Genomic DNA, 18403 nt, shown 5'->3' on the forward strand with positions numbered 1-18403 from the left:
CACATGGAAAATCTGACGGGCATATCAGCGCCCGTCAGACCGTTACCTTGTGTAGTCCCTTGTAAACTGTACTTTATAAGGTTTGTCACAATTCCCTGGGAGGTAATGTCCAAGGTGCCGTAGCTTGCCTGCCAGCCGCTTAGAGAGCCGGGATTCATAATATGCAGCCCCTCTTCATAGTCAGTCAAGGCGCGGTGGGTGTGGCCAAACAGCAGCACCTGGGCTTTCTGCTCCCGGGCGGCGCACACAGCGTTATAAAGCCCGGATTTCACCCCGTAGGCATGTCCATGGGTATAAAAGACCTTTACACCCTCAAACTCCCAGAGGCCGGTTACAGGCAGTTCAGAACCCCAGTCGCAGTTGCCCCGCACCTGCAAAAACATCTTCTCCGGAAAGCTGGCTTTAAGCCGCTGCGCCTCCACCTCCCCGTCTCCTAAGTGGATAACCACTTCCGCCTTGGGCTGGGCAAGGATAGCCCGGCGCAGGGAGATGCTGTCCCCGTGGGAGTCTGATACTACTAAAACACGCATAACGTCACACCTTTTCACTTGAAATTCATCAATTTCCCAACCCGCGCATAGTATAGAAAGTATGGGAAAGGAGGGAAGGCTTATGGATAAGCCCCGCAATACGCAAAACAAACAGTTGGAAAACCTTTTGCGGGTTACAGCCCAGCGCATGGGCACCACCCCGGAGGATTTAAAAACCGCCGCCCAGAACGGCGACCTGTCCCGGATGATGGGGAACATGGGCGCGAAGGAGAGCGCCGCTATGCAAAAAGTACTCACCGATCCGGAGGCAGCAAAAAAGCTGCTTTCCACGCCCCAGGCGCAGGCACTTTTAAACCTTTTAGGCGGCGGGAAACAGAAATAAAAGCAGCCTGAAAAACCGGGGCAGGAAAGGAGGCGTCCCTGTGGAAGATCTTTCCCAGCAGATTAACAGTATTTTGTCAGACCCCAACAGTATGCAGCAGATACAAAGCGTCATCAGTTCCCTGGGGCTGGGGGACACCGGGCAGCAAAAGCAGCAGGCGCCAACTCAGCAGCCAGCCACAGGAAGCGCTGGCAGTACGCCAGACCTTTCTGCCCTGGCAGGAATGCTGGGGGCGCTGGGCAATGATCAGGCCGCAGGCAGCCAGCAGAGCCAGCCCCAAAACGCTCTGGCAAACCTGGGCGGCCTTGGGAACAACACCCAAATGCTGAGCATGCTCACAAAGCTTGCGCCCCTTTTAAGCCAGGTGAACCAGGAGGATGACTCCACCCGCCTGCTCTATGCCCTGCGCCCGCTCCTGGGGGCAGAGCGCCAGAAGAAGGTGGACGAAGCTTTGAAAATCCTGCAAATGATGCGGCTGCTGCCTCTCTTAAAAGAGAGCGGCGTGTTTTCCGGCCTGCTCTCCGGGCTGATCTAGTGGGCGCATTACCAATCTTCAAAGGCCTTTCTGCGCCCCTGTACGCAGAAACTAGCGCATGGCAGGAAGCTTTTATGTTCCTTCATTTCTTTTTATAAAATTTCCAATGAAAGCGCAGGTGAGGGGCTATGCCCGGTGAATTTGACATGAGGCGGATGCAGGAGGAGGCGGCCCGGCGGGCCAGGGAAATGCAGTCCCGGGCGCGGATGCCCCAGCCCCGGCACACCCAGGGAGAGGGCAGGCCCTCAAAAGAATCCCCCAAAGAGCCGCCCAAGGCCCCGGCGGAAGCGCCCCCGCCACCTGAACCACCCCCTGCCCCCCAAGGCCGGCCTGTCCAGGCAGAGGGGGCAAACAGCTTGCTGGAAAATCTGTTCAAGGATAAAGAGCGCACCATCATCCTGGCCCTGCTGATCCTGCTGGGCAGCGAGGAGGGAAATCAGGAGCTGCTGTTTGCCCTGCTGTTCCTGCTCATGTGAAAAAACCAGCGGCGCGGGCAGATATGTCCCCACAGCACGCAGCCAGAGCGCGGTAAGCGCAGCGCGGGAGTCCAGAGGGCCTTTGGCCCTCTGGCAGGGTGCAGGGGCCTGGCCCCTGCCCGCCAGAGGCAAAAAAGCGCGCCCCAGCAAGATTACCGCACCTGCCCGCTTCCCCGAATGAGGAACTTGTGGGAGGTAAGGGCTTGAAGGCCCATAGGCCCCCGGGCGTGCAGCTTCTGGGTAGAAATGCCGATTTCCGCCCCCAGGCCAAATTCGCCCCCGTCCGTAAAGCGGGTGGAGGCGTTTACATATACGGCAGCGCTGTCCGCCTGCTGGAGGAAGCGCTGGGCATTGGCATAGCTCTCGGTGACAATGCACTCGCTGTGCCCGCTGGAATACGCCGCAATATGGTCAAGAGCTTCCTCCAAAGAATCCACCACCTTTACAGCCAGAATATAGTCCAGATATTCTGTGGCCCAGTCCTCCTCTGTGGCAGCCAAAGCCTCCGGCAGGATAGCCCGCACCCGGGGGCAGCCCCGCAGCTCCACCTGCTTCTGGGAAAGCCGCCGGGCCATGAGGGGCAGGGCCTTGTCCGCAATGGCACTGTGGACAAGCACAGTTTCAATGGCATTGCACACCGAGGGCCGGGAGGTTTTGGCGTTAAAAATAATCTCCGCAGCCATGTCCAGGTTGGCGGATTCATCCACATACACGTGGCAGTTGCCCACCCCGGTTTCAATCACAGGCACCTTTGCCTGCTCCTTCACAGCCCGGATAAGCCCCGCACCGCCCCGGGGGATAAGCACGTCCAAATAGGCGGTAAGGCCCATCAGTTCCTTTGCCGCCTCCCGGCCCGGGTCTTCCACAAGCTGCAAACTGCCCAAAGGCAGGCCTGCCCCTGTAAGGGCGTCACACAGCACCCGCACAATGGCCTTGTTGGAGCAAAGGGCCTCCTTGCCGCCCCGGAGGATAACGGCGTTTCCCGCCTTCAGGCACAGGGCGCAGGCGTCGCTGGTCACATTGGGCCGGGCCTCATAAATAATGCCCACCACTCCCAGGGGGACGGTAATTTTCTGGATTTCCAGGCCGTTGGGCCGCTTTTCCCCTAAAAGCACCTGCCCGATAGGATCCGCCGCCTTTGCCACCTCTTCCATAGCCGCCGCCATGGAGGCGATGCGCTCCGGGGTCAGCCGGAGCCTGTCCAGAAGGGCGGGGGTGAGGCCCTTTTCCTCCCCCGCCGCCAAATCTTCCCGGTTTGCTATGAGGATTTCCTCCTCATGGGCCAGCAGCGCCTGGGCGGCTTTGTGCAGGGCCGCTTCCTTTTCCGGGCCTAAAACTGCCAGGGTGTGGGCGGCTTTCCTGGCCAGCGCCCCCATTTCCTCCAACTTTGTCATCCGCTTTCCTCCTTGCCGGTTCACGCCCGCTCCAGGGGGGATATATCAACACCCTCCCCATGGGAGCGGAAAAAGCCTAACAGCTTCTCCTTTATCTGTTCTGTGCCGCCGGAAGCGTCGCTCTCTATGTTCAGGGGCAGGATGGGATCGTGAACGGAAAGCCGCAGCAAAAACCATCCTTCCCCCTCCCCCTTGGGGAAGGAAACCCGCAGGCCCTCCCGGCTGTCCGGGGCAATCTGCCAGCTTTGGGCCTTGGCATATGCCTCCAGGCTGTCAATCAGCTTCTGGCCGCAGGCCCGGAAATCCTCTGACAGAATGGGCAGGCGCACTTCCTTTTCTTCCACAGCCTCCCGCAAAGGGGCCAGCAGGGATTTCAAATCCTTCCCCTCTTTGCGCAAAGCCGCCAGCTTGATGATGATTTTCGTCACCAGATAGGCCCCGTCGTCCAGGAAATAGTTTTCCCGCATGGCGGCGTGCCCGCTGGTTTCGATAGCCAGGGGGCAGTCTGTGCCCTCCTTGTTTAAGCGCAGGGCCTCGTTTATCACGTTCTTATAGCCCCGCTTAAAGCGGTGGTGCCGTCCCCCCAGGGTTTCCTCAATGTAGGTTTTCAGGCCGTCGGAGGTGATGGAATCAGTGACAATGGTGCCCCCCGGGGCCTTTTCCAGGGCTATGGCGGAAGCAAGGGCCACCAGGCGGTTCCGGCTGATTTCCTGCCCTGTGCTGTCCACTGCCGCGCCCCTGTCCACGTCTGTGTCGAATATCACGCCCAGGTCTGCCTTTGCCCGCACCACAGCCTGGGAAATGGACGCCATAGCCTCCTTGTCCTCGGGGTTGGGAATGTGGTTGGGGAACATGCCGTCCGGCTCTAAAAACTGGCTGCCGGAAACATCCGCCCCTAAAGGCTCCAGCACCTCCCCGGCATAAAAGCCCCCGGCCCCGTTGCCTGCGTCCACCACAATGTGCAGGCCCTTTAGGGGATGATCGTAGTCCTCCCCGTTTACCTCCCGCTTAATCTGCTCCCGCAGGCCCTGGGCATAGGTTTTCATGTGGCAAACCCCTTTCCAGGCGCCAGGGCACTCCTTTTCCGGGCACAGGCCCTGCTGGGCATACGCCAGGATTTCCGAAATGTCCGGGCTGTCCAGCCCCCCTTCTTCTGTAAAGAATTTCAGGCCGTTGCGGTAAAAGGGGTGGTGGCTGGCGGTTATCTGCACCGAGCAGTGGCAGGGAAGGTTTTTCACCGCCATAAACATGGAGGGGGTGGAGGCAAGGCCGCAGTCTAATCCCTGCACGCCATACCGGATGAAAACCCTTTTCAGCGCCTCCAATATCCGCGGCCCGGAAATCCGGGAATCTCGGCCCACCGCTATCCGCAGGCCCTCTGCCGGATGGCCCAGGCGCTTTTCGCACCACATGAGGAAGGCCCCGGCAATGGCCTCCACTACCTCGTCTGTCAGGGTGACAGGCAGCCCTTGGGGATTTTCACACGCCTCCCCCCGGATGTCTGTGCCGCTTTTCAGTTTACTGTATTCCATATGGAACCTCCTTTTTCCTGTAAGACCTTGGGGCCTTGCATCCCCTCACTGCCCATGCCGCGCGCCCCTGGGGCCTTTCGCAGGCTTTTGCCGCATGTGCCGGGGCCGCACCTTCTTTTTCACCTTCAGCATCCGGGCCAGGGCTTCCCCCTTGGGCAGCATGGCCACGTCGTCATAACTCACCGCCCGGAACGCCACAATGCACAGGACATATACCCCCACAGCCACCATAATGGCTGGCAGCAAAGCAATCCGGGGGCTTACAAGCAGGCACAGGCCATAATAACAGCCATAGGAAACAAGGCCCATCACAGCGGAGGAAAGCAGGATGGGCAAAGAGATGCCAATCACGCTGTCCATGTTGGGCAGGCTTCCCTTAATGGCAATGAAGTTTAAAACCATCATCACAAAGTAAGCCGCCGCTGTGCTGATGGCGGAACCCATGGCGTTAATCTCCGGGATGCCTGCCAGCGCATAGGAAAGGGCTATCTTGATAATGCCGCCTGCCGCCATGTTCAGCACCGGGATAACAGGCCTGCCAAAGGACTGCAAAATGGCGTTGCCCGTATACAGGGTGGCGTTAAAGGCGATAGCCACGCTGAGCATGGAAAGCAGCGGCGCTGTGGCGGCGGCCGTCTCCGGCCTTCCGGCTAAAAGCAGGCCGCAGATAGGCTCTGCGAAAATGGCCATCCCCACACTGGCGGGAATGGAAATCAGCAGGGTCACCCGCATGGACACAGAGGAAATCAAATCCACCGACCGCCTGTCCTTAGAGGCAATGGCCCCGGAAAGGGCAGGCAGCAGGGAGTTTGCAATGGGGATAACAAAGGCCCCGGGCAAATCGAAAAATTTCCGGGCATGGCCCAGCATGGCCCGCAGGCTCTCCGAGGCCTCCTGGGTGAAGCCCGCCGCGTTTTGCAACCTGTCCATAATCACCGCAGAGTCCACAGAGTCCAGCACGCTTAAAAAGCAGGAGCCTAAGGTGATGGGCACCGCAAAGCGGGTGAGGAGGATAAGCAGCTCCTTGCGGGAGCGCATAGGGGAATCGTCCTGGCTTAAAGCCTCCCTGTCCCGGCGCTTCTGGCGGATTTTGGCAAACACCAGGTACAGCATCCCTAAAAAAGCGCTGACCGAAACCCCCACAATGGCCCCCACTGCCGCCCACATGTGGGAGTCATACTGCCGGAGGATAAACACCGCCAGCCCCACGCCGATAATCACCTTGGTAATGGCCTCAATGCTCTGGGAAATGGCTGTGGGCACCATGTTGGAGCGCCCCTGGAAATAGCCGCGCAAGGCGGACATAATAGACAGGAAGAACAGGGTGGGGGCCAGGGCAACAATGGTATAGCTGGCCCGGGGGTTGTTGTAGAACCCGGCTATCTGGTTGGAAAAGAAAACCATCAGCAGGGCGCCCAGCAGCCCGATGGAGAAGAACAGCCAGAAGGCTACGGCAAACACCCGGTCTGCCTCCCTTTTGCGGCCCTGGGCATAGGCTGTGCCCACCATGCGGGAAACGGCAATAGGCAGGCCCGCGGTGGAAAGCATGAGAAACACAGCGAAAATATCATAGGCTGTGTAGAAATAGGACATGGCGGAAGGCTCGATGATATTCGCCAGGGGAATGGAAAACAAAAGCCCCAATATTTTTACAAGCAAAGTAGAGGCAGACAAAATTGCCGCCCCTTTCATGAAGCTTTGTTTCTTCTCCTGTGCCATAAAGTCTCCTGCCGTCTTAAAGGGTTGCGCCCAAATCTTGCGCTGGACTTGTGTTTGCATTGGATATATTGTACCCCAAACCTGGAAAAAGGTCAATCTTTATGGGATTAGTTTTCGCAGGGAAGCGGAAAATTTGCAGGGCAGGATAGTTTTTCCCAAAGCCTGCCGGAAAGGGGATGCAGCCCTAAAAGCGGCGGGAAGCATGCGCCGCCTTTATCCGGAAGGCCAGCCCCCTCCGCGCCCGGGGGTTTTATGGCTCCTCTCCCAGCAGCCGGAAAAGCTCCCCCCGGTACGCTTTGAAGGCGGAAGGCAGGGTGATGTCCCGCCGCAAGTCCTCCTTTGACGCCCAGAAGAACCCTGGGCAGGGCCTTTCCGTCTCCCCGGCCCAGGCTGTCATGCGCCACTCCAGGTGGGAGAACACATGCTGGGCATTGCCCAGCTTCCAAAGCGCCCCGGGCTTCGCGCCCCACTCCAGCAGGACACCCCGGGCCTCCTCTTCCGTAAGCCTCCCCTGCACGCCCGGCAGCTCCCACAGCCCCGCCAAAAGCCCCTTTTCGTCCCTTTGGCGCAGGGCGGCCCGGCCCCCGCAAACCAGCAGGAACACCGTCCGCTCCTCCACCCGCCGGGGCTTCTTCTGGGCCTTTACCGGCAGGGAGCCTTCCACCCCCAAGGCCCTGGCTCTGCAAATTCCTTCCAGGGGGCAGCTTTTGCAGGCGGGGTTCCCTCCCGGCAGGCAGATAAGCGCCCCAAGCTCCATCATGGCCTGGTTAAAATCCCCTGCCCGGCCCTGGGGCAGGATGGCGGCTATCTCCTGCTCCGTCTTTTTCTTCACCGCAGGGGACAGGATGTCCTCCTCCCGGCACAGCAGCCGGGATACCACCCGCAGCACATTGCCGTCCACTGCCGGGGCCTGCACCCCAAAGGCAATGGACGCCACAGCCCCCGCCGTATAGCTGCCCACCCCCGGCAGGGCCAGCAGCTCTTTCACAGTGCCGGGGACTTCCCCGCCATATCGCTCCGCCACCAGCTTTGCCGCCCTGTGGAGGTTCCTGGCCCGGCTGTAATATCCCAGCCCCTCCCATAGCTTCAGCACCTGTTCTTCCGGGGCCTCTGCCAGTGCCTCCACTGTGGGCAGCGCCTCCATAAACCGCTGGAAATAAGGCTTCACCGCCTCCACCCGGGTTTGCTGCAGCATAATTTCCGACACCCACACCCGGTAAGGCCTTGGGTCCTCCCGCCAGGGCAGCGCCCTGGCATTTTTTTCATACCAGGCAAGCAGCAGGCCAGGCGCTTGCCCCAGTATATCCTCCATCCCTGCCCCTCCTTTCCCAACCTTCTGCCCGCCGCGTCCGGCCCGCAAACAGAGGGGGCATGGTTCCATGCCCCCTCTCCGCGCCTTTGCCGCGGCGCCGTTTTGAAAAAACGGCGGTTTGCGGCCCGGTTCTATCCTTCCCGGGCGCTCTGATACACCGCCAGCATCAACTCCATCGTGTCCCGCACCCCGGGGATGTCATTGGGGAAAGGCTCTCCTGCCTGCACGCAGCGGTAAAAATCCCCAATGCACAGCCCATGGCTGCTGCCCCAATAGGCCTTGCCAGCCCCGGGGCCGCCTCCCTGGGGGAAAGAGCGGTGCTCTGTCCGGCCGTCTGCCCAAAGCAGGGTGACGTTCTCCTCCTCCATGCGCAGGGTGGCGTTTTCGCACGCCAGCTCCAGCATCACAGGGGAATTGGCGCAATAGGCGGTGGTGGCGTAAAACAGGGCGGTGCGCCCGTTAAAGTCGATGGCAGCCTCCAGGGTATCCTCCACCTCGATAACGCCCTTTAAGTGCCTGTTTGCCATGGAGGCCTCCGCCCCGCTGGCTTTGCCGAAAAACTGCACCAGTAAATCCAGGGTGTGGATAGACTGGTTAATCAGCGCGCCGCCGCCTTCTGTCGCAAGCTTCCCCCGCCAGCCGCTTTCCGTATAATAGGCCGCGTCCCGGCTCCAGGTGACAAAAGCCCTGCCGCCTAAAAGCTTTCCCGGTTTGCCGCCTTCCAGCAGCTCCCGGAGCAGCCGGACGCTTGGGTTGTAGCGGTTCTGGAAGCACACGCCAACGCGCACGCCGGGGATGTCCCCCAGGCTGGAAAATGCCTGCCACTGCTCCCGGTCTATCACCGGGGGCTTCTCCGTGAAAACGTGGATGCCACGCTGGGCGCAAAGCTTTGCCATAGGGGTGTGCAGATAATGAGGGGTACACAGATGCACCACCTCCGGCTGCTCCTTTTCCAGCAGTTCCTCTAAAGAGCCATAAGCCCTGGCCCCGAATTTCTCCCCAAAGGCTTGCGCCCGCTGGGGGATGATGTCTGCGCAGGCAATCAGCTCCGCTTCCTCCATGTCCCGCAGCACAGCCCCATGCACCTGGGCAATGCCGCCGCAGCCGATAACCGCGCTTTTCAAGCTTCCTTCCACAAGCTGTCCCTCCCGTTTTCCATTATTGCGCCGCCGGTATTTCCTGTAAAATACCCCGCAGCGCGTCCAAGGCGGTTTTCCAGGCGACCTTCCCGTCGGTTTCCTCCCGCTTCTGGGCGTGCTGCTCCAGAGCGGCAAGGCCCATAAAGTCTGTCAGGTGCGGCTCCAGGGAGAGGAAGCCCGCAAAGCCCCCAGCAATCAAATCAGACAAAATTTCTTTCACGTGCCCGTCTCCCTTTCCGGCGGGCACCACCCGTTTTTCTTCTGCCAGGCAGTCTTTCACATGGATATAGGCAATATAGGGCTTCAGCATCTGGTAAGCTTCCAGGGTGTCCTGGCCCACCTCCACAAAGTTGGAGAAATCGAAAATCCCTTTAAAATGCGGCCCGTAAAAGGCTTTCATCAACTCCAAACACCGGGGGGCTGTGTCCCCGTAAATTTCCTTTTCGTTTTCGTGGAGCAGAACCGCGTCCCAGCGTCCCGCTTCCTCCGCAAGGGCGCCCACCCGGCTGAAAACCTCCTCTTTGCAGTCTGCCGGAGATTTCCCCTCCGGCAGGTAAAAGCTGAACATCCGCAGGAAGGGCGCGTCCAGCTCCTTCTGGATTTCCAGGGTGCGCTTGAACTTTTCCATGTGCCCTTGGGAATCGTCCGCTATGTTGATTTTCCCAATGGGCGAGCCGATGGAGGACACCTTGATTCCGGCCTCCGCCAGCTTCCCCTTCACCTCCCGCAGCTTCTCCGGGGTGAAATCGGAAACATTGATGCCGTCCGCGGCCCGCAGCTCTATGTAGCCCAGGCCAAATTCCTTCACAGCCGCAAGCTGCTGGTCAAAGCCCGGGGCAATCTCATCTGAAAATCCGGACAAAATAATTTTTTCCATTAAAATCGCCATGCGATACAGAATACGCACAAAAAGAGATGAAATATCAACCTTTTGTGCCCGGTATCGTTCCTTTCTTTGTATTTTTCACGCGAATGCCCTTCCTCGGTTTTTCGGTCAGCCATTCCCTTGGGGAATGGTTACCTTTCTTTTAAAAAGGCTTGCAGGGGTGCGGGGGTGAGCGTCTGCCAGTGGCAGACAAGATGCGAACCGACCGAGCCGGCAGGCGAGACAGCCCCGAGGTCTTACACGTTCACAATTTTCTCCCCGTCAAAAATCAGGATCCCCAGCCCCTCCCCGGTGGTGCCGCCGGAAAGCAGGTGCTGCTTAAAGGCCCGGCGCATGGAGGTGTCCTCTGGAAGATCTGCGGCAGGCAGGGTGTGCTGAGGCCCGAACACCCGCCAGGCGTCTCCGAATTCCTCTGCGTCCGCCTTGATGATGTCAAAATCAGACTGGAAATCTACGATATTGGAGCCGGGCTTCAGGATTTTCTTATACTCCGGGTACAGCAGCCAGGAATGGCACACGCACAAAAGCGGCCCCCCTCCCAGCTCTTCCTTGAAAAAGGCATAGGCCTGCCGGTAGGAGTCCATCCGGGCCTCCCTGTTAAACGGCTCGCCGCTGGAGGGGATGTGGATGCTTTTCACCTTGTCCCCGGGGCGCAGGGAAAAGCCGTTTTTCTCATAGGCAGGGCCGTCGTAGGCGCGGTTTTCATACTCCAGCCGGCCCAGCTTCACAATGTCGCAGGAATAGAAAATGGGATACCAGAAGGCCACAAAGGTGCCCCACACATCGTGGTTTTCCTTGCACTCCAATGCCTTATAGCGCAAGTCGGAGAAGGTGGCCCAGAAAATGTCCTCGCCCACGCCCTTCTTTTCATAGTCCCCTTTGGCACGCCTGGCCCCCTGCATGAGGAAAAGCATCCAAACGGTATAAGGGCTTAAAGCTGCCTTTTCCGCCATGGCGTCAATGGCGGGCTGGGCATCCTTTGTGGAAAAGCCGTTCTGGTAAAAAGCGTCCAGGGCCTCTAAAAGGGCCGGGGCCTGCCCCTTGTCCTCCATTGCCCGGGCGCTTTCCAGCAGGCTTGCCTTGGCTTCCTGGGGAAAGCCGGTTTTGTCCATAAGCAGCGCCATAAAATCCAAATCCAAGTTTTTCACGCAAGTACCTCCCGAAAAGTTTTATTTTCCTATTTTCTCTGTGTCGATGATGATATTCACCGGCCCGTCGTTTTCCACCAGCACGTGCATGTGCTCCCCGAATTCCCCGGTTTCCACCCGCACCCCCAAAGCCCGGGCCTTTTCCACCACCCGCTCATACAGGGCCTTTGCCAGCTCCGGCGGGGCCGCCATGTCGAAGGAGGGCCTGCGCCCCCGCTTGCAGTCTGTGCCCAGGGTGAAGTTTGACACCACCAGCAGCTCCCCGCCTACGTCCAGCAGGGAACGGTTCATCTTGTCCGCCTCGTCTTTGAAAATCCGCAGCCCGCAGATTTTCTCTGCCAGGAAGTCTGCCTGGGACTCCCCGTCCCCCTGCAGCACCCCCAGAAAGGCTACAAGGCCCTCCCCGATGCTCCGGGGGCTTAGGCCCTCCACTGTGAGGACTGCCCGGTTTACCCGCTGCAATACAACCCGCATATTTATCCCCCTTTTTTGCTCCCGGCTGCCCGGGAAAAATCCCCCGCTGGTTTCTGGATTTTTGCCGCTTGTTGTCAAGGGACAATCCTGTTACAGGTGTGACAATTTGTTTACAAAACAGCAGGTTTTTGCTTTATTTTACCAGTTTTAACACTTTGTTCACAATTGGTTTTGCAAGAAACCCAGCCCCGTCCTGCAAAATGGGGCTGTCCCAAAGGCCTTACGGCTGTCCCGCCGGAAAGTCTATGGGCATGTTGGGGGAGGCGTTCAGGTCAGATCCCGCCCGGTTCCCCGCCAGATATTCATAGTAGCCCTGGCTGGCTATCATGGCCGCGTTGTCCCCGCACAGGGGCAGGGCAGGCAGGTACAGCTCCCGGCCGGATTTCCCGCACAGGGACTCAAGCTCCCGCCGCAGCAGGCGGTTGGCAGACACCCCGCCAGCCACAGCCAGCTTCTTCATGCCCGTCTGCTCTGCCGCCTTCATAAAGGCTGTTGTCAGGCTGGCCACCACCGCCTGCCTGTAACTGGCGCACAGATCCGGGATACTGACTTCCTCCCCTTTCTGTTTGGCGTTGTGCAGCAGGTTCAGCACCGCTGTTTTCAACCCGGAAAAGCTGTAGTCCAGGGGCGCGCCCGCCACATGGGGCTGGGGAAGCTTATAGGCCTGGGGGTTGCCCCCCTCCGCGATTTTATCCAGCTCCACCCCGCCAGGGTATGGGATGCCCATGGCCCGGGCCGCCTTGTCGAAAGCCTCTCCTGCCGCGTCGTCCCGGGTGCGGCCCAGCACCCGCAGGCGGGTGTAATCCTCCACCGCCACAATGTGGGAGTGGCCTCCTGACACCACCAGGCACAGGAAGGGGGGCGTAAGGCCGGGGCTTGTGAGGTAATTGGAGGCCACATGGCCCCGCAGGTGGTGTACCGGGACAAGGGGCAGCCCGGCGGAAATGGCCAGCCCCTTGGCGAAATTCACCCCCACCAGCAGTGCCCCAATAAGCCCCGGGGCGCAGGTGACGGCTATGCCGTCTATCTGGGAAAGCTGCTTCCCGCTTTGGGACAAGGCCTCCTGCACCACCCCTGTGATGGCTTCGCTGTGCAGCCGCGAGGCGATTTCCGGCACCACGCCGCCGAACACCCGGTGCCGCTCAATCTGGGAGGCCACCACCGAGGAAAGTATCTGCCTGCCGTCCTCCACTACAGCGGCGGCAGTCTCGTCGCAAGAGCTTTCAATGCCTAAAAGAATCATATGCCTATGCCTCCCCTGTTAAATCCAACTGCAAAAGCAGGGCGTCCTCTGCCGGGCGGGTGTAAAAGTTCTTCCGCCTGCCCGTCTCCCGGAAGCCCAGCCCTGTGTATAAGGCGATGGCGGCGGCGTTGGAGGGACGCACCTCCAGGGTGAGGAAGCTGCCCTTTTGGGCAAGGGCGAAGTCCCGCAGGGCCAGCAGGATGGCCCGGGCCGCGCCTTTGTGCCTGTGCTGGGGGAAAACTGCCAGATTGTCCAGGTAAAACTCCCCGCAGGCAAAGTGCATTCCCCCATAGCCCAAAACTTCCCCGCCCTCTGCTGCCGTCAGGAAACAGGCGTTGGGGTTGGAAAGCTCCTCTCCCAGGGATTCCTGGCTCCAGGGTTCTGAAAAGCACAGGGCTTCCAAGGCCGCCAAAGCTTCCAAGTCTCCCTTTTCCATAGGGCGCACCTCCAGGCTCATGGCCTGTCCTCTATCCAAGGGGCAAGCTTGCCCCAGAACTTTTGCAGCTCGTCCCGCAGCTTGTCCCGGCACTGGCGGTAAACCTGCAGATCCTGCCCAAAGGGATCGGCAATAAAGCCGGGGACGTATATCCGCTCCGGCAGCGCCCCGGCCTGCTCTAAAATGTACCCGTGGGTTTTGGACATGGTGAAGAACACGTCCCATATGGGGATCTCCTCCCCGGAAACCCGCCGGGCCTTGTGGCCGGAAATGTCTATTCCCAGCTCTTGGCAGGCCAGCACCGCGTTTTCCGCCGCAGGTTCCCCCTCCACCGCGGAAAGCCCCGCGCTCTGGCACAGTACATGCCCCTTTGTGCCGGACTGCTCTGCCATCTGCCGGAACAGCCCTTCCGCCATAGGGCTGCGGCAGGTGTTGCCTGTGCATACGAATAAGATTTTTATCATGCCGCTTTGTTTCCTTTATTCAGCCTTGTTTTTTACGTGCTTCCTGCTGTATGCGCACAGCGCGTTGGTATATGCCTGTCACCCGTCTGACCGGAGGAAAGAACCGGGCGGGGCAATTTTATAATCAAATATAATAGCTTACAGCTATTATACCATAACCTTATCCGGAGTTCCCGATACCCCTGCGAAGCAGGGGGCGAGCGCTGTGCGCGAGAGGGATACTCCCAAGTGTTCGTCAGAACACATTATACCATATCCAGCCATGCATTTCCATATCCTCTTAAAAATTAAGACAGAAAGAGCCGCCTGCCAGGCTTCGTCCCGGCAGGCGGCTTTGCTCTGAAATTACAGATAAATGCCTGTGGTGCGCAATTGGTTTTACTGCTGTTAAGGCAATACCGCTTAAGGCGGAAGCGGGGAATTGTGCGGTGCTGCCTTAAGGCAACACCGCACAATTCACGACTACCGTCTTAAGCGGCATCTCGCGGGCCATTTTTCCGTCATAGCACACAAAGCCTGCTTGCCAAGCGCCAGCTTGCCTGCGCAGCCTTTATGCCCTCTGACGAAAAAATCTCTTCCGCGATATACCTCTTAGAATTATGCGGTATTGCCTTAAGGCTTTTCGCACTGGTCTGCCAGGAAGCGCCCGGTTTTATAGAGCAGGGCAAGGGCGTCGGGCACCAAAGGCAGGGGGAATTTTTCCAGGAAGTGATCTGCCTCCAGGGTGAAGTCCCCTTCATAGCCTATTTCCTTCAGGGCTGTGACCAGGGCGGAGAAATCTATCTTGCAGGTGAAGGGCATGGTGTGGGAGTCCTCCAGGAAATCGTTGTCGTGGACATGGAGGGCCTGCAGGCGCTTCGGCCCCATGGCCCGGATAAAGCCGCCTAAGTCCTCGTCTGTCAGGGCAGTGTGGCCCACGTCCAGGCACCCCACTATCCAGGGGCTGTCTGCCTGGTCGATATAGGCGCAGAACTCCTGGGGCCGGGAGCAGGCGCTGTCGATAATGCGGTTTGCCACAGGGTTTTCCTGCCACATGTTTTCGCAGGCTGCTTTGACGCCGAATTTTTCGCAGTAAGGCACAAGGCGTTTGTAAAATTCCTCGTTCATTTTTTGCAGCTCTGCCGCGTGGGTGATATAGGGCAGGTGGTGCTTGGGGTGTACCACAATCACCTTGGCCCCCAGGATGGAAGCGGCCTCCATAGAGCGCACAATGGCCTTAAAGCGGCGGTCGTCGTCCTCGGGGTCGCCGGTGGAGGAGGCGAAGGGGGCGTGGGCCTGGTTGCAGGCAATGCCGGCTTCCTCCGCCACAGCCCGGAGGGACTGGGCATATTCCCGGAAGTCCGGACCGTTTATGGGGTACTCGGGGTTTTCAAACATGGGGAAAAAGCTGAAGTCATAGGCGTCAAAGCCTGCCTTTGCCAGCATGCGGATGGCTTCTGCCTCGCCATAGGCGCGGCCCAGGAAATCGGTTTGCGTGGATAATATCATGGCTGAATCCCTTCTTTCATCATACATGTGTATCGTGGTTTTTGGGGCGGGGGCCGCTTTATTCTGGCTCTATCTCCATGGCCCGGCGGATGTCGGTGTAAGCGTATCCCAGCCGCTGGAGGGCGGCAAAGGCCCGGCGGCGCACCTTTTCGTCCTCCTGCCAGCCGGGATATTTTTTAAAGAGCAGTGCCTGCATGTTCTCCAGGGCCGCGTCCTCGTCTGCATATTCCGCCAGAAGCTCCCCTATCAGCTCTGGGTCTATGCCCTTTTGGCGCAATTCCTGCTTTACCCGCATAACGCCGTACCGCTTGCGGGTGAAAAGCTCCTGGGCGTAGCGGCGGGCGTATTCCTCGTCATTTAAAAGCCCCAGTTCCTCCATGCGGTCTGCGGCGGCCTCTGCGGCCTCTCGGCTGGCGGCGGTGCGGGCAATTTTTTCCGTCAGCTCTTTTTTAGAGTGCGCCCGGTGCTCCAGCAGGTACAGGGCCTTTTCCCTGGCCCTGTGGGCATCGGAAGCCTGTATCAACTGGTGAAGCTCTTCGTCGTCCAGCTCATCCCCTAGGCGCAGGCCGGATCGCAGGAAGGTTTCCGTATCCACTTTTACGGCCTGCTCTCCGTCTATGTAAAGCTGGGTCAGGCGGTGGCGGCGGGGTTCTGCTGCTGTCAATTCCATCAGTCGTCCACCGTAATGTCAATGCTGGGCTTTTTCGGGGCGCTTTTAGCGGCGGGGGCCGGAGGTGGCGCTTCCAGGGCAGGGGCTTCCGGCAGCGCCACCGGCTTCACGCCGCCCTTTGCAGGGCCGTTGTCGTACAGCTTGCTGACATTTTCCCGCACCAGCTTTTCAATTTCCGCCGACACCTCCGGATGGGTTGCCAGGTAGTCCTTGGACTTGTCCCGGCCCTGGCCGATGCGCTCCCCGTTATAGGAGAACCAGGCCCCGCTTTTCTGGACGATTTCAAGCTGTACGGCAATATCCAAAAGCTCCCCTGTGCGGGAAATGCCTGTACCGTACATGACATCGAACTCCGCTGTGCGGAAGGGCGGGGCGATTTTATTCTTGACCACTTTCACCTTTGTCCTGGCGCCAATCATGTCTGTGCCGTTTTTAATGACCTCGCCTTTGCGCACCTCCACCCGCACAGAGGCATAGAATTTCAGCGCCCTGCCGCCAGGGGTGACCTCCGGGTTGCCGTACACCACGCCTACCTTTTCCCGGAGCTGGTTAATGAAGATAGCTACGCAGTTTGATTTGGAGATGGCGCCTGCCAGCTTGCGCAGGGCCTGGCTCATAAGCCGGGCCTGGAGGCCCACATGGGTGTCGCCCATGTCCCCCTCGATTTCCGCCCGGGGCACCAGAGCCGCCACAGAGTCCACCACAATCACGTCGATGGCATTGGAGCGCACCAGGGCTTCCGTAATCTCCAGGGCCTGCTCCCCGGTGTCCGGCTGGGACACCAGCAGGCTTTCCACGTCCACCCCCAGGTGCCCGGCATAGACAGGATCCAAGGCGTGCTCCACGTCAATGAAAGCGGCGTTGCCTCCCATTTTCTGGCCCTCGGCAATGCAGTGCAGGGCCAGGGTGGTTTTGCCAGAGGACTCTGGCCCGTACATCTCGATGATGCGCCCTCTGGGCAGGCCGCCTATCCCCAGGGCCAAATCCAGGGACAGGGAACCGGTGGGGATGGCCTCCACGTTCAGTTCGCTGTCCTGGCCCAGGCGCATGACAGCCCCTTCCCCAAACTGCTTCTTAATTTGGGCCAGGGCTGTTTCCAGGGCCTTGGCCTTTTCCTCCGGCTTTACGTCAGAGGCCCGGGTGCTGATGGGCGCCTGCTTTTTTTCTGCCATATGCGTAAACACTCCTCTGTCTTGATTTCTACTGCTGATTATACTCCATATTCCCTCCAAAAGCAATGTGTTTCCGGAAAATTCACGAACAAATGTTTTAAGCAGAAGCCCTCCTGCCCCTTGGACGGCAATATGGGGCAAAATGAAAAGGCCAAGAGGAATGCCCTCCCGGCCCTTCTTTGCTGAAACGGATTTCCCGCTTTTTAGAAACGGATTTCCTGCTTTGTCCTGTCGGCCTCATAGATGGCTTCCAGCACCTTGGTGACCACCAGGGCTTCCTCAGGCTTCACCAGCGGCTGGGTGCCGTTCAGGACTGCTTCCAGCCACTGGCGGTTATCGGCAACGCCTGCGCTGCCGGCGGCGCCGTCGAAGAAAGCGATAGCCCCTGCGGAGGAAATGCTCTCCTCCATAAGCTGGCCGTTGCGGCCCCGGTTATAAATCAGCTCGTCCTTGGCATAGCTCATGCCAGAGCGGATTTCCGCGCCTGCCAGGGTGCCGCACAGGGTGGTGCTGGCTTCCCGGGACTCCAGCATATTGATGGCCCAGGAGGACTCCAGGGAGATGGCTGCGCCGTTCTTCATGCGGATAAAGCCCATGGCGCTGTCCTCTACCTCAAAGGTTTTGGGATCCCACGGCCCGAAGAGGTTGCCTTCGGTGGCCTGCTCCAGCCCGCCCAGCTTGTAGAACACAGAGCCGGTGACGCTTTCCACGTCATAGTTGTTCATGCACCACAGGGTGATGTCCAGGGCATGGGTGCCGATGTCGATGAGGGGGCCGCCGCCCTGCTTGGACTTGTCCGGGAACACGCCCCAGGTGGGCACGCCCCGGCGGCGGATGGCATGGGCCTTGCCGTAATAGATATCGCCCAGCTCGCCCTTGTCGCAGGCTTTCTTCAGGTTCTGCACTTCCGGGCGGAAGCGGTTCTGGTAGCCAATAGTGAACTGCTTGCCGGACTTTTTCCAGGCGTCGATCATCTTCTCCGCGTCGGCGGTGTTATGGGCCATGGGCTTTTCGCAATAGACATGCTTGCCAGCCTCAAAAGCAGCCACTGTGATGGGGCAGTGGGCCACGTTGGGGGTCAGCACATGGACAACCTCAACCTCCGGGTTTGCCAGCAGGTCATGGTAATCCTCGTAGACCTTGGCGCCCTCTGTGCCATACTCCTTGGCGGCCTTCTCTGCCCGCTCGGGGATGATATCGCAGAAAGCCACCACCTCGCACAGGTCGCTGTTTGCCTTCATGGCGGGCAGGTGCTTCTGGTTGGCAATGCCGCCGCAGCCTACAATGCCGATTTTCAGTTTTTTGCTCATAATTTGCTCCTCCTGTAGGGATGGGTATCGCGTACCCGTATTCTCAGGGAAATTATACCATATCTGCCTTGACTTTTATTGTGTCATATGGCACAATAAGAAAAAATTTACCGGGCTGTGCAAAAATATATA

General features: G+C 59.1%; 19 protein-coding genes. 3 read left to right on the forward strand and 16 right to left on the reverse strand.

All coding sequences use genetic code 11. The annotated features are described in order from the left end of the window. Positions 1–530: YfcE family phosphodiesterase (locus tag D1841_RS07735; protein ID WP_160642802.1), on the reverse strand; the 530-nt coding region annotated here is incomplete at its 3' end. 82 nt (positions 531–612) lie between these two features. Between D1841_RS07735 and D1841_RS07740 the strand changes: the two genes are divergently transcribed. The 3 genes from D1841_RS07740 to D1841_RS07750 all read left to right on the forward strand — a co-directional run bounded on the left by D1841_RS07740 (position 613) and on the right by D1841_RS07750 (position 1884). Further along, positions 613–873 (forward strand): hypothetical protein, encoded by a 261-nt coding sequence (locus tag D1841_RS07740; protein WP_160642801.1) that lies wholly within the window; start codon positions 613–615, stop codon positions 871–873. A 40-nt stretch (positions 874–913) separates the two neighbouring features. Beyond that, positions 914–1408, forward strand: coding sequence for a hypothetical protein (locus D1841_RS07745; RefSeq protein WP_160642800.1), 495 nt, complete (start codon positions 914–916; stop codon positions 1406–1408). 128 nt (positions 1409–1536) lie between these two features. Continuing rightward, a complete protein-coding gene (locus D1841_RS07750; protein WP_160642799.1) occupies positions 1537–1884 on the forward strand; it encodes a hypothetical protein in 348 nt (115 codons plus the stop codon). Between the two features lie 152 nt (positions 1885–2036). On the opposite strand, the gene D1841_RS07755 is transcribed toward D1841_RS07750, so the two are convergent. The 15 genes from D1841_RS07755 to D1841_RS07825 all read right to left on the reverse strand — a co-directional run bounded on the left by D1841_RS07755 (position 2037) and on the right by D1841_RS07825 (position 18271). Next, positions 2037–3278 (reverse strand): glutamate-5-semialdehyde dehydrogenase, encoded by a 1242-nt coding sequence (locus D1841_RS07755; RefSeq protein WP_160642798.1) that lies wholly within the window; start codon positions 3276–3278, stop codon positions 2037–2039. Positions 3279–3298: 20 nt separating this feature from the next. Next, entirely contained in the window at positions 3299–4810 is a 1512-nt protein-coding gene (locus D1841_RS07760; protein WP_160642797.1) for a phosphomannomutase/phosphoglucomutase, read from the reverse strand. A gap of 45 nt (positions 4811–4855) precedes the next feature. Continuing rightward, complete coding sequence (locus D1841_RS07765; protein ID WP_160642796.1) at positions 4856–6529, reverse strand: polysaccharide biosynthesis protein; 1674 nt, start codon at positions 6527–6529, stop codon at positions 4856–4858. A gap of 250 nt (positions 6530–6779) precedes the next feature. Continuing rightward, entirely contained in the window at positions 6780–7841 is a 1062-nt protein-coding gene (gene mutY / locus D1841_RS07770; RefSeq protein ID WP_160642795.1) for an A/G-specific adenine glycosylase, read from the reverse strand. Positions 7842–7972: 131 nt separating this feature from the next. Continuing rightward, positions 7973–8977, reverse strand: coding sequence for a Gfo/Idh/MocA family oxidoreductase (locus tag D1841_RS07775; protein WP_347563965.1), 1005 nt, complete (start codon positions 8975–8977; stop codon positions 7973–7975). Positions 8978–8999: 22 nt separating this feature from the next. Continuing rightward, positions 9000–9857 (reverse strand): sugar phosphate isomerase/epimerase, encoded by an 858-nt coding sequence (locus tag D1841_RS07780; RefSeq protein WP_160642794.1) that lies wholly within the window; start codon positions 9855–9857, stop codon positions 9000–9002. 245 nt (positions 9858–10102) lie between these two features. After that, positions 10103–11014 (reverse strand): acyltransferase domain-containing protein, encoded by a 912-nt coding sequence (locus D1841_RS07785; RefSeq protein WP_160642793.1) that lies wholly within the window; start codon positions 11012–11014, stop codon positions 10103–10105. 21 nt (positions 11015–11035) lie between these two features. Continuing rightward, the gene (gene dtd, locus D1841_RS07790) at positions 11036–11488 is read right to left on the reverse strand and encodes a D-aminoacyl-tRNA deacylase (protein WP_160642792.1); all 453 of its coding nucleotides are present in this window, start codon (positions 11486–11488) and stop codon (positions 11036–11038) included. A gap of 220 nt (positions 11489–11708) precedes the next feature. Further along, the gene (gene tsaD, locus D1841_RS07795) at positions 11709–12731 is read right to left on the reverse strand and encodes a tRNA (adenosine(37)-N6)-threonylcarbamoyltransferase complex transferase subunit TsaD (protein WP_160642791.1); all 1023 of its coding nucleotides are present in this window, start codon (positions 12729–12731) and stop codon (positions 11709–11711) included. Positions 12732–12735: 4 nt separating this feature from the next. After that, positions 12736–13206, reverse strand: coding sequence for a ribosomal protein S18-alanine N-acetyltransferase (gene rimI, locus D1841_RS07800; RefSeq protein ID WP_237076262.1), 471 nt, complete (start codon positions 13204–13206; stop codon positions 12736–12738). Next, positions 13185–13631 carry a low molecular weight phosphatase family protein gene (locus tag D1841_RS07805; RefSeq protein ID WP_160642789.1) on the reverse strand — a complete coding sequence of 149 codons (447 nt, stop codon included), beginning with the start codon at positions 13629–13631 and terminating at the stop codon, positions 13185–13187. Before D1841_RS07805 ends, rimI begins: the two co-directional genes overlap by 22 nt. Before the next feature lie 612 nt (positions 13632–14243). Next, on the reverse strand, positions 14244–15119 hold the full coding sequence (locus D1841_RS07810) for a sugar phosphate isomerase/epimerase (protein WP_160642788.1): 876 nt from the start codon (positions 15117–15119) through the stop codon (positions 14244–14246). A gap of 58 nt (positions 15120–15177) precedes the next feature. Beyond that, on the reverse strand, positions 15178–15789 hold the full coding sequence (locus tag D1841_RS07815; protein WP_160642787.1) for a regulatory protein RecX: 612 nt from the start codon (positions 15787–15789) through the stop codon (positions 15178–15180). Then, positions 15789–16961 (reverse strand): recombinase RecA, encoded by a 1173-nt coding sequence (gene recA, locus D1841_RS07820; RefSeq protein WP_160642786.1) that lies wholly within the window; start codon positions 16959–16961, stop codon positions 15789–15791. Before recA ends, D1841_RS07815 begins: the two co-directional genes overlap by 1 nt. A 203-nt stretch (positions 16962–17164) precedes the next feature. Then, positions 17165–18271: a Gfo/Idh/MocA family protein gene (locus D1841_RS07825; RefSeq protein ID WP_160642785.1), complete on the reverse strand. Its 1107-nt coding sequence runs from the start codon at positions 18269–18271 to the stop codon at positions 17165–17167. Positions 18272–18403 lie beyond the last annotated feature (132 nt).

It is taken from the genome of Neglectibacter sp. X4 (assembly GCF_009917365.1).
GTDB lineage: Bacteria > Bacillota > Clostridia > Oscillospirales > Acutalibacteraceae > Acutalibacter.